We start from the raw sequence: 16,660 nt of genomic DNA on the forward strand, positions 1-16,660 counted from the left end.
GGTGTTGCCGCGAATCCTCAGGCGAGAGGTGCAGATCGCACCGTGATGTTGGTTAACATACACAAATTATATATGCAGGCGATTTTATATGCTTCGTTGATGCGGGATAGCACTGACATTCGACGACGATCGTTTATCAAAGCTGCAGGTGGCGGCGTCGCCCTCACGGGCCTCGCCGGCTGCCTGGACCGACTCCCGGGTGGTGGCGGGGGAAGCGACGACTTCTCCGCTGCGATCATCTCCGGACCGGGTGGGTTCGGAGACAACGCGTACAACGACAGTGCGCTCCAGGGACTCGAGCAGGCCGCCGAAGAGAACGACGGATCGGTCAACCAGGTGCAGGGTGCGGGTGGCGAGTACCGCAGTCTCCAGAGCCAGCTCGCGGAGAGCTCCGACGACTACGACGTGATCGTCTGCGTCGGGTTCTACCAGGCCGAGGCGCTCAAACAGAGCGCCGACGAGTACTCCGACCAGAACTGGATGCTCATCAACCAGGGCCTCTACCGTGAAAGCGGCGACCACTACGAGAACGTCGCCGGGTACGTGTGGGGCAACCACGAGATGTCGTACCTCGCCGGCGTCGTCGCCGGAACGATGACGACCCGGGAGCTGACCTACGAGGGCAACAGCAACGACCCGAGCGGCTCGACCGTCGGCTTCGTCGGGGGCGTCGACAGCGCACTCATCAACGCGTTCGAGGAGGCCTACGTGGCTGGCGCACAGTGGGCGGACTCCAACGTCGACGTCACGGTCGGGTACGCCGGGTCCTTCCAGGACCCGGCTGCAGGTCGGGAGGTCGCCCTCTCGCAGTACGAGGCGGGCGCGGACATCGTCTACCACGCCGCAGCGGGGACGGGACCGGGCATCTTCCAGGCGGCCCAGGAAGAGAGCCGGTTCGCCATCGGCGTGGACGGCGAGCAGTCCCTCGCGCTGCCCGACTACAGCGACGTCATCGTCGGCAGTGCGGTCAAGGACATCAACGTCGGCACGTACGACGTGTCGACGGCCGCCTACAACGGCAACTGGGGAGACGTGTCCGGCTTCAAGACGTACGGACTCGAGCAGGAGGCAGTCCGGTTCAACAAGGGTGCAGACGTTGGTGGGGAGCTGCCCAGCGTCGTCGACGAGAACCTCCAGGAGGCGACGGAGGGCATCGTCAACGGCGACATCACCGTCCCGTGCTCGGCGACGGGCTGTCAGTAGGTTTTTTATCCGCACCGCAGTTTCTTCGTCACATGATCACACAGAGACAGGGGAGAGACGCATGAGTGGGTCACGACCGCCGGCGGTCAGGCTCGAGGGCATCTCGAAGCACTTCGGCGACGTCGTCGCGAACGACGACGTCAACTTCGACCTCGAGCGAGGCTCCGTGCACGCACTCATCGGAGAGAACGGGGCGGGAAAGACGACGCTGATGAAGATCCTCTACGGCCAGTACACGCCGGACGCTGGGCGGATCTACGTCGACGGCGAGGAGCGATCGTTCGAGTCGTCGCGCGACGCGATCGACGCGGGGATCGGCATGATCCACCAGCACTTCATGCTGATCGACACGTTGACCGTCCTCCAGAACGTCGTGCTCGGGAACGAACCCACGGACCGATTCGGCAGGGTCGACACCGAGCGGGCGCGCCGCGAGATCACAGAGATCTGCGAGGAGTACGGCTTCGACGTCGACGAGTACCTCGACGACCGGATCGAAGACGTCGGCGTCGGCGTGCAACAGCGCGTCGAGATCCTCAAGACGCTCTACCGCGACGCGGACACGATCGTGCTCGACGAGCCGACGGCCGTGTTGACCCCACAGGAGGTCGAGTCGCTCTACCAGGTGATGGATGAGCTGACGGCACAGGGCCACTCGATCATCTTCATCACGCACAAGCTCGAGGAGGCGATGCGTGCCGCCGACGAGATCACCGTCCTGCGCGACGGCCACACGGTCGGGACCGTCGACGCCGAGGAGGCGACGCAGGAGCAACTCGCCGAACTGATGGTCGGGCGCGAGGTCCTCTTCGAGGTCGAGCAGCACGAACACGACGTCGGTGCCGAAGTCCTCGACGTCGCGGGACTCCACGTGAACGACGACCGGGACATCGAGAAAGTCAGCGGGCTCGACTTCACGATCAAGGAGGGCGAGATCTTCGGCATCGCCGGCGTCGAGGGCAACGGACAGCGCGAACTCGTCGAGGCCATCACCGGCCTGCGAGAGGCCTCCCGGGGAACGGTCGTCTACGAGGAAGCGGACATCTCCGACCTATCGCGCCGCGAGCGAATCGAAGCCGGCATCGCCTACGTGCCCGAGGACCGCCAGGAGGAGGGCATCGTGATGAACTACGACCTCGTCCAGAACGCGCTCCTCGGGAACCAGACCGCGGAAGTGTTCCAGAACGGTCGCTTCCTCGACTGGGACGAAGTGGAGCGACAGGCCGAACGAATCGTCGAGGAGTACGACGTGGAGCCGCGGAACGTCGCCACGCGGTCGGCGGACCTCTCGGGTGGCAACCAGCAGAAGTTCATCGTCGGTCGCGAGTTCGAGCACGACCCGACCCTGATCGTCGCCGCCCACCCGACGCGCGGTGTCGACGTCGGGAGCATCGAGTTCATCCACGACCGGCTCCTCGAGATCCGCGACGAGGGCGCCGCGGTGTTGCTCGTCTCCTCGAAACTCGACGAGGTGCAGAAGCTCTCCGATCGCATCGGCGTGCTCTACGAGGGCGAGTTCACCGACGTCGTCGAGCCCGAGGCCGTGAACGAGCAGGAGCTCGGTCTCATGATGGCCGGCCAGCGACCTGGCCAGGCCGACGCGGACGTGCCCACGTCCTCTAGCGACGACGCGGCTGCCGGTGCCAACGCGGCAGCGGAAGGGGGTGACCCATGAACGCCCTCGGCAGACTGCGCGGGGTCGCCGATCGGATGGCGACGGCCTCAGGCGGCGAGCGGCTGCTGATCGGGATCGGGTCGGTCCTGCTCGCGCTGTTCATCGGCTCGATCATCGTCTTCGCGGCGGGGTACGACCCGATCACCTTCCTCCTGTTCCTCTTCTGGGGCGCGTTCGGCAGTGCGGGTGACGTCGCGTTCACCCTGCGCAAGACCACGCTGTTGATCCTCGCCGGCGTCGCGGTCGCGCTGGCGTTCCGTGCGAACATCTTCAACATCGGGGTCCAGGGACAGCTGGTCGTCGGCGGGTTCGGGACCGCGATGTCGATCATCTGGCTCGCACCGTACGTGCCCTCGGGTACGCTCGGCGGGATCGTCCTGATGCTGATCGGGATTCCGATCGGGATGGTCTGTGGCGGCCTCTACGCCGCCATTCCCGGCGTGATGAAGGCCTACGCCGACGCGAACGAGGTCATCACGACGTTGATGTTGAACTTCATCGCGACCGGCGTCCTGTTCGTCCTCGTCGACGGTCCGCTCAAGGACCCCGACTCGCCCGCGCCGAAGACCGTCGACTTCCCGGACAGCGTCGAGTTCCCCTCCGTGGTCCTCGACTCGAGCCGGTTCTCGCTTTACGGGCTGCTCATCGCGCTCGCGGCCGTCGTTGTCGTCTCGGTCGTGATGAACCGGACCGCCTTCGGCTACGACCTCCGCACGAGCGGCGAACAGGCCGAGGCAGCGGCCTACAGCGGCGTGATCCCGGAGCGAATGATCGTCTCGACGATGGTCTTCTCCGGGATCGTCGCCGGTCTGTGCGGTGCGGTCTACACGATCATGGTGCTCGGCTACTACCAGGATCCGGGCGTCACGCCGACGTTCGGCTTCGACGCGATCGCGGTGAGCCTGCTCGCGGCGAACAACCCGATCGGGGTCGTGCCGTCGAGTCTCCTCTTCGGGAGCCTCTCCTCTGGCAAGCAGTTCGTGGAGATCAACCAGAACGTGCCCCAGGAGCTCGTCGACGGCATCGTCGGACTGATCGTCCTCTTCGTTGCCACGCCGGAGCTCTTCCGGATGGCTGGCCGTCGCCGGGGTGATCGGGAATGAAGTACCTCTCGATGACGAACCAGCGACTGATGGCGCTCGCGAGCGTGCTCGGCGTCGTCGTGCTGTGGTTCGTCGGGAGGCTCTTCCCGGAGACGGTCGTCGGCGAGATCTTCACGACCGGAATGGTCGCACGGTCGCTACGGCTCTCCGTGCCGATCGCGCTCGCCGCCGTCGGCGGGCTCTACGCCGAGAAGAGCGGCGTGTTCAACATCGGGCTCGAGGGACTGCTCATCTTCGGGGCGTTCACGGCAGCGGCCGTCTCGTGGGAACTCGGTGGAAGTCAGATCAGCCAGCTCGACCTCTGGATCGCCGTGCTCGTGGCGATGGCCGTCTCCGCCGCCATCGCGGCCATCTTCGCGGTGTTCACGATCCGGTACAAGGCGAACCAGATCGTCGCGGGACTGGCGATCTGGTTCCTCGGGCTGGGCTTCGCGCCCTTCGCCGCGATCGTGCTCTGGGACCGGGTCAACAGCCCGTCGCTCAACGGTATCGACACGATCGTCGTGCCCGGGCTCTCGGAGATCCCGCTCCTCGGTCCGGTGCTCTTCGAGGCGTCGCCGTTCGTGCCGATCACCGTGGGGATCGTGATCCTCGCCTACCTCGTCCTCTACTACACCCGGTGGGGCTACTGGGTGCAGGCGGCGGGCGAGAACCCCGAGGCGCTCGACACGGCCGGCGTGAGCGTCAACCGGGTCCGCTACGCCTCCGTCATCTTCTCCGGGGTCCTCTGTGGCCTCGGCGGCGCAGCACTCTCGATCGGCTTCTCCGAGGGGTTCGTCGGCCGGGGCGTCACGATGGTCGACGGCCGTGGCTGGATCGCGATCGTCGCCTACCTGTTCGGGAACTACAACCCGCTGGGCGCGTTCGGCGCCTCCCTGCTGTTCGGCGGGGTCAACGCGCTCCAGATCCAGTTGCAGACGATCGGCGTCAGCATCCCGAACCGCCTCTCGGGGCTGTTCCCCTACATCGCGGTGCTGATCGTCCTCGCGTTCGTCGGAGGCACCCGCATTCCGTCCGCGGCCGGCGAGCCCTACGAGACCGAGAGCGAGTAGACGCTCACCGCCGTCGTCCCGATTTTGCTGCTCCCCGGCGTCACCACCTGCGTCGGAAACGGTTGCCGCGCAGGGACTGGTAGAGGGAATCGCGTGACACGGATCGCCGCTGTCGACGGGGTCCGTTGATCTGCTGCCGGCTCCTCAGGAGGGACCGACCGTCGCTTCGTAGGACGCCGAGCGCTCCTCGCCAGGGGCGAGGTGGTCGAGCGTTCCGTTCGCGCGCTGTGCGTCGGGGACGTCGCCTGCTGGGTAGGCGGAGGTGGGCTCGAGGCCGACGTTGTAGTTCCGGTTCCAGTAGGGGTAGGCCGCGTGCCCGCCGAAGGGCTGCCAGTACCAGACGTGCTCGAAGGGATCGAGCGGGAACGAGAACTCGAAGCGGAGGTCGATTTCCTCGTTGGACACGGCGTAGCGGCCCTCCCGCAGGTCGGTCGCGTACGCGAGGTCGTGGATCGTCGCGTCGTACGGCGGGAACTCCCGGAGGTCGACGGTCTCGCCGTCAGCGCCCGGTGCGTCGGGCCAGGCGAAGCGTTCCCCGCCGGCGAGGCGCGCGTTCTCGTGGCCGTCGCCGTAGTCCTCGACGTGGCCGGTCTCCGCGGGAAGTTCGAGGCGCGCGTCCGGCCCGACGAGCGGCGGCCCGAGCGCGAGGTGCTGTTGCCAGACGAACGGAACCGCGACGCCACCCTCGTTCGTGACCGTCTCCTCGACGAACAGCGTCGGCTCGTCTCGGCGGAGCGTCAGGTCGCGTTCGATCGCGAAGGGATACCGGAGCAGGTCGGTCTCGAGGTGGAGCGTGACTGCCTCCTCGCGTCGCTCAGACGTGGCGTCCCACGCCAGGAGTGCGCTCTCGCCGTGGAGCCCGTAGGGCGTCCCGTCGAAGTCGTCGGTCTCGCCGGCCATCGGCAGGTGGAGTTGCCACCCGCCGGGGTAGTGATCGTGATATGCGTCGGGCTCCGTGATCGGGAGTCGGCCGTCGCCCGGCGCCTGCCAGTCGTGGTCGGCGTGCCAGAGGACGTCGACGTCGGTGCGCTTGTCGCGGAACTCGAGGACGTCGCCGCCCTTGCCGGAGAGGACGAGGAGCTGGAGGTGGCGGTTCTCGAGGAGGACCGCGTCGATTCCCCTGTACGCGTAGGCGTCGTCGACACGGAGGTGTGTGCCTGCGGCCATGTGGGAGTGACCCACGCGAGGGACAATAAACGCTCTCCGCGAATCCTGCCTCCTCGCACTCCGCGTCGAGTCGTGGTCGAGCGGGTCGCTCGCCGAGATACTTAAGAGGGCAACGGACGACCAGCCGGTATGCAGCCCGACGCAGAGCGTGCCTTCGAGCAGATGGTAGCCCGCGTCGACACGACGCTCGACGCGGTGGGCGAGGCGTTTCCCTACGTCGCGGAGCCCGACACGGGGGCGTGGACGACGACCGACGACGGCAACTGGTGTGGCGGCCACTGGGTCGGCCTGCTGTGGCTCGCCCACGAGTACACCGGCGAGGATCGGTTTCGGACGGCTGCCGAGCGTGCGACGGAGACCGTCGTGGCGTCGGTCGAGCCGCGGTCGATGTTCTACGGGATGAACGCGAACTACTGTGGCTTCCGGGCATTCGATCTGACAGGCGAGCAGCGCTTCCGCGAGATCGGGATCGACGGCGCCGACCGGACGGTCGACTACTTCCACCAGGGCGCCCGACAGGTGCCACTCGGCACCCAGCCCATCGAGGCCCCAGCGACGAACTTTCGCGGCCCGGAGGCCGACGAGGGACCCTCCGGCGACGTCCTCGGCGCCGTGGACTCGGTCTACACCGCCCTGCCGGTCCTGTGGCGGGCCTACCGCGAGACCGGCGATCCGACCTACCGCGACACGGCGGTCTCCCACGCCGATCGGACGCTGGACTGGTTCGTTCGCGAGGACGGGCGGACCTGGCATCACGCAGAGTTCGACCCGGAGACCGGCGAACTCGTCCGCCAGTACAACGAACTCGCCTACAGCGACGACACCTGCTGGGCGCGGGGGCAGGGCTGGGCGATCGCCGGACTCGCCCGGGCCTACGACGAGACCGGTGCGGAGCGCTACCTGGACGCCCTGGAGCGGACGGTCGGCTACTACGAGACGCACGCGCCCGCCGACCTCGTTCCCTACTGGGACTTCGAACACCCCGACGCGCCCGACGTCCCCCGCGACACCAGTGCCGCGGGGCTGGCGGCCTACGGACTCACGCGACTCGACGACTCGCCCGAGACGGCCGACCTCCGCGAGACCGGCGACGCGATCCTTGACTCGCTGGTGGAAAACTACCAGACCCCGACCGGGGCCGAGGACGATCGGCAGCCGGGAATGGTCATCGAGGGATGCTACAACGGGCCCGCGGGGTACGCCGACGCAAACGAACTCGTCTGGACGGACTACTACGTCGCAGTTGCGCTGGCGAACCGGGCGGGCGTCGTCTCCGTTTGAGCGCGAGGGGCCGGTCACCGCTGGACTGTGGCCGGTCGCCGCTGGAGCGTGGGCGACGACCGCTGTCGTGGCGGACGGTCGACGCCCCGGATCGCACGATCACGGCTGGTACCCCGCGTTCGACGCACCGTGGCCCCATCATTTATGAAGACCGTCGTGAATCTCACTAGGGGAAGCCAATGCAGATCAGAGACATTACTGCGTACCCCCTGCAGGACGACCTGTGGAACCCCTGGTGTATCGTCACGGTCGAGACCGACGACGGCCTTCGCGGCGTCGGCGAAGCCGGCGGCCTCTGGGCCAACACCGACCTCTACGCGAAGGTCGAGTACGCGAAGAAGTTCGACGAGTGGTTCGAGGGGATGGACCCGCTCAACATCGAGTCGCTCCGCGTGAAGGCCCAGGAGACCGCGTGGGGGCAGTCGCGCATCTCCCAGGCGATGCTCTCGGGCATCGAGATGGCCTGCTGGGACATCGCCGGCAAGCATTACGGCGAGCCTGTTCACAAACTGCTCGGCGGCGCGATCCGAACCGAACTGCCCGCCTACGCGAACGGCTGGTACGACGGGCTGGAGACGCCCGAGGAGTGGGCCGAGGGAGCTGCCGACGTGATCGATCGGGGGTACGACGCGCTGAAGTTCGACCCCTACGAGAACTCCGTGCGCGACATCGAGAACGACGAGATGCAGCTGGCGCTCGACCGCATCGCCGCAATCAGAGAGGAGGTCGGCGAGGAGCCCTCGCTCATGATCGAGGGGCACGCCCGCCTGACGCCAGGCGAGGCGATCAAGATCGGCTCCCGTCTCGAGGAGTACAACCCGACCTGGTTCGAGGCGCCGATCCAGGCCCACCAGGGACCGGACGCGTTCCGGGAGGTCCGGGAGGCGCTGTCGATCCCCATCTCGGACGACCTCGCGAGCATCGAGAACAAGTTCGAGGCCTTCGAGTTCATCTCCGAGCGCGCGATCGACGTCATCCAGCCCGACGCCGCGAACGTCGGCGGCCTCCGGGAGGTCCAGTACATCGCGCAGATGGCCGACGCGGCCTCGATCTCGATCGCACCGCATGCCGCGGGCGGTCCAGTGGCGATGACCGCCACCGTGCACCTGGACGCCGTGCTCCCGAACTTCAAGATCCAGGAGGGGTTCAACGAGTTCACGCGCCCGGACTGGGTGACCGACGTCATCGAGGATCCGATCTCCATCGAGGACGGAACCATCGACGTGCCCGAGGAGCCCGGCCTCGGCATCGAGTTCGACGCGGACCTCGCCGAGGAGCACGACTGTAACCCGATGCCCGACCACAACTTCCTCTCCAGCGAGTTCAAGGACACCTACGGCTCGCAGGAGCACGCGGAGTAACCGGACGAACCCCCACGGGACGGGGCGGCAGGCCCCGGATCCGGCGGGCCGGTAGCTGTCGCTGGACGCCGATTTGGGTCCGAGGGACGACTACGAGGAGATCACCCACCGATTTTATGGTAACGGGTGACAAACTGTTCTGTGGTGTTCGACCATGAAGTTAGGCCTCCTCACGGTATCCTATAGCGGCCTCTGGCACGACGGGCCAGGGCTATCGATCGAAGAACAGATCGAGCGCGCCGACGAACTGGGCTACGACGCGATCTCGATCGAGACGAAGCGACCGACGGCGTTCCCGCTGGATTTCGACGCCGACGATCGCCAGCGGATCCGCGAGACCGCCGACGAGGCGGGCATCGAGATCTGCGCCGTCGAGTCTATGTCGAACTTCGCGAGCGAGTTCCACGAGGAGCGGGAGAACAACCTCGCGATGATGCACGACGTCCTCGAGTTCGCCGACGACCTCGGGGTCGACCTCGTGAAGGTGTTCCCGGCGTGGCCCGGCATCAAGGACGACCAGGCCGAGACCGCGATCTACGGCGAGATCCCGATGCGCGCCCACTGGGAGCAGCAGTATCCCGGCACCGAGCAGTACGCCAAGTGGAGCCGCTGCGTCGAGGGGATCCGCGAGGTCGCCGACTGGGCGGCGGAGATGGACATCACGCTCGCGCTGCAGAACCACCCGCCGGTGCTCGCGGGCGGCTACGAGGACGCCCTGCAGATGGTCCAGGAGATCGACCGCGACAACGTCGGGCTCTGCCTCGACGCCGTCCTGTTCTACGAGCGCCAGAGCGACGAGTACGTTCGGGAGGCCGTCGAAGCCTGCGCCGAGCACATCGAACTCTCCCACTACGGCGCCTGGAACTTCGCCCGCGAGGACGGCGAGGTCGTCCAGACGCCGTCGCCGCTGTCGGGCGAGCTGATCAACAACGAGGCGTTCGTCCGCGCCCTCGACGACGTCGGCTACGACGGCTACCTCGTCTCGGAGTACTGCGTCCCGGTCATGGAGGACCACGAGGTGCAGGGCATCGAGGCGATCGACGAGGCAAACGAGATGTCGCTTGGCTACATGCAGGAGATCCTGGAGGACGTGGAATCGGAGGGAGCGGTCGCGGCCGAGGACTGAGTGGGTGCGGGAGCGGGCGATCGGCGGCGGGCCGATTCGCCGTCTCGCGGCCGGACGGGGCGACACGCGTCGGCGTTGATTCCCCGTCACGTATTCGGGTAGAGTACCAACCGCACGGAAACGGCCGTCTGATCTACCGCGACCTGGCGGAATGAAAGGGCGAGGCCGTCTCGGCAAACCTCGACGACGCAAGCACTGCAGCGAGTGAGCGTAGCGAACGAGCGAAGCGCGCAGCGAGTCGCGGGAGCCGAGACGGCCGAGGGCTTTCGAGGCTGCTGCGGAAGCGATTCGCACATTTCCAAACGCCACCCGGTTCCTCTGGCCGAACCTTTTTGCTCCGCGCAGGTGACCTAGCGACCGATTCGCATGACCTGGACAGTCGCCGGCATCAACTTCGCACACTTCCACATGGGCGACCAGCTCGGCAACGTCGTGGACAACCCAGACACGGAACTCGTCGCGATCTGCGACGAGGATCCCGAGCGCGCGACGCTCTCCCTGGAGACGACGGCCGAACAGTTCGACCTCGACGACGAGCAAGTCTATCGCGACCACGAGCGCTGCCTCGAGGAGAACGACGTCGACCTCGTGGTCACCTGTCCGGTGCCGACCGAGCACGCCGACTGGGTCGAGCACCTCGCCGAGTACGACGTCCACGTCCAGCTCGAGAAGCCCTTCGCCACCTCCGTGGAGGACTGCGAGCGGGCGATGGCCGCCATGGAGGACTCGGCGGGCGAACTCGCGATCAACTGGCCGCTGGCGTGGTACCCCACGCACCGGACGACGAAGCGCCTCGTCGAGGAGGGCCGCATCGGCGAGGTGATCGAGGTCCACTACTACGATGGCAACCGCGGCGGCCAGCGGTTCACGGAGGTCGAGTACGGCGACGAGGGGGAGATGCACTTCATGGGCGACCTCGAGGGCGGCGGCCCGATCGAGAACGTCGAGCCGCGCCAGCGCGACGAGCAGGCCTGGTGGCACGACCCCGACTCCGGCGGCGGATCGCTCCACGACTACCTCGGCTACGGGACGACGTTCGGCACCTGGTTCCGCGGCGGCGACCTGCCGATCTCGGTGACGGCGAACACCTTCGTCCCCGACCATATGGACGTCGACACCCACTGCATCGCCGTGGCGAAGTACGAGGAAGGACTCTCGAAGTTCGAGTCCCGGTGGGGGACCTTCACTGACCCCTGGATCGACCAGCCCCAGCCGAAGTGCGGGTTCGTCCTCGTGGGCACCGAAGGAACGATCTCCTGTTACGACTACGAGGAGACCGTCCGCGTGCAGGACGAGGACCACCCCGAGGGCTACGAGGTCGAGGTCGACGACCTCGCGCCGCCCAAGCAGGGCCCGATCCAGTACATGGTCGATCGGATGGAGACCGAGGAGCCAGTCGAGTTCGGCCCGCTGCGTCCGGACCTCTGTCGCGACGCCCAGCGCATCGCTGACGCCGCCGTCGAGAGCGCCGAGCGCGGCGAAGAAGTGTTCCTATGAGCGGGGACGGGACGGAGGATGGCGCCGGAGGGGGTGACGAAGACGACTACGGGCTCGCGGAGATCGTCGACCTCGAGGAGACGACCGCCCCGACCTACCCCTACCAGCCGCAGGACCCGGACGACTACGACCCCGGGATCGCCCTGATCGGCACCGGCGGCATCAGCGAACAGCACCTGAAAGCCTACACCGCGGCGGGCTACGACGTCGTCGCCCTGTGCAATCGGACGGTCGAGAAGGCCGAGGACCGCCGGGAAGAGTTCGACCTCGACGCCGACGTCTACGCCGACTACGAGGAGGTCCTCGAACTGGACGCGGTCGAGGTCGTCGACGTCACACCACACCCCGAACAGCGCGTGCCGATCGTCGAGGACGCCATTCGCGCCGGCAAGCACGTCCTGAGCCAGAAGCCGTTCGCGACCGACCTCGACGACGCCGAGCGACTCGTGGAGCTCGCCGACGAGTACGACGTCAAACTGGCAGTCAACCAGAACGGCCGGTGGGCGCCGCACTTCGCCTACCTCCGTCAGGCCGTCGCGGACGGCCTCATCGGCGACGTCCACGGCGTCGCCTGCAACGTCCACTGGGACCACAACTGGATCGGCGACACGCCCCTGGACGACGTCGAGCACATCGTGCTCTACGACTTCGCGATCCACTGGTTCGATATGGTCACGCAACTCGTCGAGGACCCGCCCGAGCGAGTGTACGCGAACTACGAGCCCTCGCCCAGCCAGACCGCCTCGCCGCCGCTGCTCGGCAGCGCGATCGTCGAGTTCGACGGCGCGCAGGTGACGCTCGCCTTCGACGCGGACACCAAGCTCGGGCCGGAGGACCGCACCGTAGTCACCGGTGGTGAGGGCACGCTCAAGAGCGAGGGGCCGGACCTCGAGGAGCAGGAGGTGACCGTCTTCACCGAGGATGGCTACGCGACGCCGGAGCTCGACGGCGCGTGGTTCCCCGACGGCTTCCACGGCGCGATGGCCGAGTTGCTCAGCGCGATCGAGGCGGACCGGGAGCCCACCAACAGCGGCCGGGACAACCTCGCGACGCTGGAACTGACCTTCGCGGCGGTCGCGAGCGCGGAGGACGGCGAGCCGAAGACGCCCGGCGACGTCCGCCGGCTCCCCGAGGGTGCCGGATAGGCTGGACGCCCGGCCGACGGTCACCGTGTCGGAGGTGCTCAGGAACGCAATCGTGGTCGGAGCGAACCGTCGGTTGACGATCCTACCTATTCGAGAAATATTACTATTTTCAGATACGATCGATAGGCAGGCCGATGCCGATCGGCCGGATTTCGCTGCGGCGATCGGGGACGAATCGGAAGTTAGCGCCTATTAAATGCGAATAAAACCCTTGCTTCTGACGGGAGTCCGGTGCGAGACTCGCGGGCAGTGAAGAGAGGCAATATTAGTGAAATAACGTCCATTGATATGCGGATAGTCCAGACAGAACAGGAGAAGTGACGGCAAACAGTGCGCTAAAGACCGAAAATTTCCACCAATTTATGAACTATCGATGTGAGCCCCAGAATAGTTACTGCGAATCGTTAGATCTCGAAATACATAAGCAAATAGTTATTCCATGTCCGCCAGGTTCGTCGGTTCGCGGAGGATCGTCGGTAGCGCTTCCACGGTCGTACGGGTCTCGGCCCGTGGACGGACGTGATCGGACGGCGCAATCGTCTCAGGGCGTCTGGTCCGACTCGTTCGCCGAGGACCCGCCATTCCGCTCCCGGTCGGCGAGTTTGCCGCCGAGGAAGCCGCCGATGGCGCCAAGCCCGGCGCCGACCGTCGCGAGGAGCGCCAGCGACAGGAGCAACGCTGCGCCGACGACGAGCGCGAGTGCGCCCTCGCCGACCTCGAGGAGCCCGGCAACGATGCCGGCCAAGACGAAGACCAGGAGTGCGAGCAGCGGCGCAACCGACAGGAACCCGGAGAACGCGCCGACGCCGACGACGCGTTCGGAGCTCCCCGACTCGAGGTAGCCCGCGACGATCCCGCCCAGCGCCTGGGAGAAGGGGACGAAGGAGAGGACGATCGCGAGGATCGCGCCCAGCAGTGCGTTCGCACCGAAGTTGCTCACCTGCTCGCCTGCGGCGGCCCGGCTGTGGGTACGACGACGGACGGCGACGTACGCGAACCCGAGCACGAACAGGATCGCGCCGATGGCGATCAGTCCGACGGCTGTCCAGGTCGCGAGCGCCTGGGTCACGTCGACGAGTTCGGCGTTCGAGAGCACGTCGGACTGGATCTCCTCGTCGGCGACGGCCTACCGGATCTCCGAGCGATCGATCGCGAAGAACAACGCCGAACCGGCGAGCGCGCTCGCGAGGCCGACGAGGACGAGGAGGGCGCCGAGGACCCAGTCGACGACCTCGGGGACCGGTCGGAGGGCGGTTCGGTCGGCGTCGAACGACCCGCTCTCCGTGGTTGGTGTGGATACCATAGCAGGTACAGATACGTCTGCTGGAGGCTTGAATCTGCCTTTTACCCGTGCTGTAAGGACCAGAGAACTGGCGATTACCCCGCAAGCGCGTGCGACCGTCGGACCGGCGCGAGGCGGGAGCGACGCGTCGGCGCGCTGGGATCCGGCTCAGGTCGTCGTTCCGGGCTCGCTCACCTCGCGGCGGGTGCCGGTGCCGCGGAGCTTGCCGCCGAGCCAGCCCCCGATGGCGCCGAGGGCGGCGCTGAGCGTCGCCACGATCGCGAGCGACAACAGGAGTCCTGCGCTCGCGGCGAGCGCGAGGCCCGCCTCGCCGATGTCCAGCAGGCCGATCACGCCGCCGACGAGCACGAAGATCGACACGAACAACAGTGGGACCACGGTCAGGAACCCCGAGAGCGCGCCGGCGCTGACGTCACGCGGCGACGTCGCGCGCTCGAGGTAGCCGGCGACGATGCCGCCGAGCACCTGCGAGAACGGGACGAAGGAGAGCACGACGGCGACGATCGCGCCGAGAAGCGCGTTCGCGCCGTAGCTGCTGACTGCTTCGCCCGCCTTGGCCCTGCGCCGTGCTCGGCCACGCCGGAACACGTAGCCCAGGCCGACGAGCACGACGAGCACGCCGAAGACGATCAGGCCGACGCTCGACCACGTCCCGGTCGTCGCCGACACGTCGACGAGTTCCTGGAGCGTGAGGGGATCCGGATCGGTCTCGGCGTCGACGAGCGCCTCGCGGATCTCCGAGCGGTCGATCACGGTGAACAGCGCTCCGCCGCCGAGTGTGAACGCGAAGCCCACGATGATCAGCAGTGCGCCGACCAGCCAGTCGACGACCGCCGGAACGGGGCGGACGGACGTGCGGTCCACCTCGTGGGACTCGCTCTCCGTTGACGATGTGGAGGACATTGCGTGTTACTCTATGACACAGAAACGTTTGAACCTGCCTTCGGAGGGCGATTTCTGGACAGGAATCCGGTGACGAACCGGCGACGAGCGAGCGGCGACGCCGACGCTCCAGGCAATTGGGCGGTTCGCCACTGGCCGGGCCGTGGGCAGCGAGTGGCGACCAGCGACGCGGACAGCTCGGAGCCCCGTCGTGACGCGCGTCGGCGTCCGAACCCGTCGGTGACGCTCACCCGACGGAATCTTACGTTCGGCGAAAAATCCTCGAACGATGACCGACTTCCCAACCGACGGCGTGGTGTACCTGGTCACGCAGGCCGACGCCTCGGCCGGCCGCTCGACGGTCGAGATCGTCGAGGCCGCGATCGAGGGCGGCGTCGACGTCGTCCAGTTGCGCGAGAAGGACAGTCCCGCGAGCGACCGGTACGAACTCGGACGGGAGCTCCGCGAGCTGACCGCCGACGCCGGCGTCCCGCTGATCGTCAACGACCGCATCGACCTCGCGAGTGCGATCGACGCCGACGGCGTGCACCTCGGCGACGAGGACCTGCCGATCGCCGTCGCCCGCGAGCAGCTCGGCCCCGACGTGATCGTCGGCCGCTCGGTCGCGACGCCCGAGGCAGCCGTCGCCGCCGAGGAGGCGGGCGCGGACTACCTCGGCGTCGGCGCGATCTACCCGACGGACTCGAAGGAGAAGCCGCCCGAGGAGTCCGATCTCGGGGCCGAAGGGATCGCCGCGGTGCGCGAGGCGGTGTCGATTCCGATCGTCGGCATCGGCGGGGTCACCTCCGACAACGCCGCGGACGTGACCGCCGCTGGCGCGGCGGGCGTCGCGGTGATCACGGCGATCACGCAGGCCGACGACCCGGCGGCCGCGACGCGTGACCTCGGCGACGCCGTCGCCCAGGGGGTGCGTGCCCGATGAGCGACGACCGCCTCGTCGCCGACGGTGGGACGGACGCCTCCCCCTTCGACGGCGAGGTCACGCTCCCGTCGGCGCTCGACGCGATCGCCGAGCAGCCCCCGCTGGTCCACTGCATCACCAACGACGTCACCGTCAACGACGTCGCGAACGTCACCCTGCACTGGGGCGCCCTCCCCGTCATGGCGGTCGATCCGCGAGAGGTCGAGACGATGGCCGGCGCAGCGGCCGGCCTCTACCTCAACATGGGGACCGTCGACGAGGACGAAGAGGAGATGATCGCCGCCGGGCAGGCCGCCAACGAGGCCGGCACGCCCGTCGCGTTCGATCCCGTCGGCGTCGGCGCGACGCCGACCCGCGACGAGGTCGCGGCGGAGATCCTCGAACAGGTCGACGTCTCGATCGTCAAGGGCAACTACGGCGAGGTCACCGCGCTCGCCGGCGAGGACGCCGAGGTCCAGGGCGTCGAGTCCGTCGGCGAGTACGCCGAGATCGCCGAGACAGCGATGTCCCTCGCGGCGGACACCGACGCCGTGGTCGTCGCCTCCGGCGAGGTCGACGTGGTCGCAGACGCCGACGCTGCTTACGAGGTCGAGTCGGGGGACCCGATGATGGGCCGCTTCGTCGGCACCGGCTGCATGCTCGGCGTCACCGAAGCCGTCTTCGCCGGCGCGCTCGGCGAGGACCGCGCTCTCGAGGCCGCCCTCGCAGGCACGGCCGCCTTCGGCGTCGCCGGCGAAGACGCGGCCGAGGAGGGCGACTGGAACGGCCCCGCGAGCTACCGGACCGCGTTCCACGACGCCGTCGCAGCGATGACGGCCGACGGCCTCGACGCGGGCGAACTCGACGCCCGGGTCGACCTGGCGGCGGAGCGGTAGGCCCTGACCGCGGCCCGGCAGCTATCCGGCCGTTGCCGACGTGCGCG

15 protein-coding genes are annotated in these 16,660 nt (G+C 67.6%); 11 read left to right on the forward strand and 4 right to left on the reverse strand.

The annotated features are described in order from the left end of the window. Positions 1-99 precede the first annotated feature (99 nt). From L593_RS06475 to L593_RS06490, 4 genes are all read left to right on the forward strand, one after another. Positions 100-1,203, forward strand: a complete 1,104-nt coding sequence (locus tag L593_RS06475; RefSeq protein ID WP_020446138.1) for a BMP family protein — start codon at positions 100-102, stop codon at positions 1,201-1,203. A gap of 61 nt (positions 1,204-1,264) precedes the next feature. Beyond that, entirely contained in the window at positions 1,265-2,878 is a 1,614-nt protein-coding gene (locus tag L593_RS06480; protein ID WP_020446139.1) for an ABC transporter ATP-binding protein, read from the forward strand. Further along, positions 2,875-3,981 carry an ABC transporter permease gene (locus L593_RS06485; RefSeq protein WP_020446140.1) on the forward strand — a complete coding sequence of 369 codons (1,107 nt, stop codon included), beginning with the start codon at positions 2,875-2,877 and terminating at the stop codon, positions 3,979-3,981. The genes L593_RS06480 and L593_RS06485 overlap by 4 nt, the downstream gene beginning before the upstream one ends. After that, entirely contained in the window at positions 3,978-5,033 is a 1,056-nt protein-coding gene (locus tag L593_RS06490) for an ABC transporter permease (RefSeq protein WP_020446141.1), read from the forward strand. Before L593_RS06485 ends, L593_RS06490 begins: the two co-directional genes overlap by 4 nt. A 144-nt stretch (positions 5,034-5,177) precedes the next feature. Here L593_RS06490 and L593_RS06495 read toward each other — a convergent pair whose 3' ends face one another. Then, complete coding sequence (locus L593_RS06495) at positions 5,178-6,200, reverse strand: DUF4432 family protein (RefSeq protein ID WP_020446142.1); 1,023 nt, start codon at positions 6,198-6,200, stop codon at positions 5,178-5,180. Between the two features lie 129 nt (positions 6,201-6,329). Here L593_RS06495 and L593_RS06500 point away from each other — a divergent pair, with 129 nt between their 5' ends. From L593_RS06500 to L593_RS06520, 5 genes are all read left to right on the forward strand, one after another. After that, positions 6,330-7,481, forward strand: a complete 1,152-nt coding sequence (locus L593_RS06500) for a glycoside hydrolase family 88 protein (RefSeq protein WP_020446143.1) — start codon at positions 6,330-6,332, stop codon at positions 7,479-7,481. 179 nt (positions 7,482-7,660) lie between these two features. Further along, on the forward strand, positions 7,661-8,842 hold the full coding sequence (locus tag L593_RS06505) for a mandelate racemase/muconate lactonizing enzyme family protein (protein ID WP_020446144.1): 1,182 nt from the start codon (positions 7,661-7,663) through the stop codon (positions 8,840-8,842). Between the two features lie 154 nt (positions 8,843-8,996). Then, positions 8,997-9,968 (forward strand): sugar phosphate isomerase/epimerase, encoded by a 972-nt coding sequence (locus L593_RS06510; RefSeq protein WP_020446145.1) that lies wholly within the window; start codon positions 8,997-8,999, stop codon positions 9,966-9,968. A 366-nt stretch (positions 9,969-10,334) separates the two neighbouring features. Next, complete coding sequence (locus L593_RS06515) at positions 10,335-11,465, forward strand: Gfo/Idh/MocA family protein (protein WP_020446146.1); 1,131 nt, start codon at positions 10,335-10,337, stop codon at positions 11,463-11,465. Next, positions 11,462-12,610, forward strand: a complete 1,149-nt coding sequence (locus L593_RS06520; protein WP_020446147.1) for a Gfo/Idh/MocA family protein — start codon at positions 11,462-11,464, stop codon at positions 12,608-12,610. The genes L593_RS06515 and L593_RS06520 overlap by 4 nt, the downstream gene beginning before the upstream one ends. A gap of 541 nt (positions 12,611-13,151) precedes the next feature. Here the strand turns inward: L593_RS06520 and L593_RS06525 are convergent. The 3 genes from L593_RS06525 to L593_RS15935 form a co-directional block, all read right to left on the reverse strand. Then, positions 13,152-13,706 (reverse strand): DUF5518 domain-containing protein, encoded by a 555-nt coding sequence (locus tag L593_RS06525; RefSeq protein WP_020446149.1) that lies wholly within the window; start codon positions 13,704-13,706, stop codon positions 13,152-13,154. 30 nt (positions 13,707-13,736) lie between these two features. Next, positions 13,737-13,913, reverse strand: coding sequence for a hypothetical protein (locus L593_RS15930; protein WP_187292649.1), 177 nt, complete (start codon positions 13,911-13,913; stop codon positions 13,737-13,739). A gap of 147 nt (positions 13,914-14,060) precedes the next feature. After that, complete coding sequence (locus L593_RS15935; RefSeq protein WP_049893933.1) at positions 14,061-14,816, reverse strand: DUF5518 domain-containing protein; 756 nt, start codon at positions 14,814-14,816, stop codon at positions 14,061-14,063. Between the two features lie 268 nt (positions 14,817-15,084). On the opposite strand from L593_RS15935, the gene thiE reads away from it, so the two are divergent. Further along, entirely contained in the window at positions 15,085-15,738 is a 654-nt protein-coding gene (gene thiE, locus L593_RS06535) for a thiamine phosphate synthase (protein ID WP_020446151.1), read from the forward strand. Continuing rightward, positions 15,735-16,613: a hydroxyethylthiazole kinase gene (gene thiM / locus L593_RS06540; RefSeq protein WP_020446152.1), complete on the forward strand. Its 879-nt coding sequence runs from the start codon at positions 15,735-15,737 to the stop codon at positions 16,611-16,613. The genes thiE and thiM overlap by 4 nt, the downstream gene beginning before the upstream one ends. Positions 16,614-16,660: the final 47 nt, after the last annotated feature.

It is taken from the genome of Salinarchaeum sp. Harcht-Bsk1 (assembly GCF_000403645.1).
In the GTDB taxonomy this organism is placed as follows: domain Archaea; phylum Halobacteriota; class Halobacteria; order Halobacteriales; family Salinarchaeaceae; genus Salinarchaeum.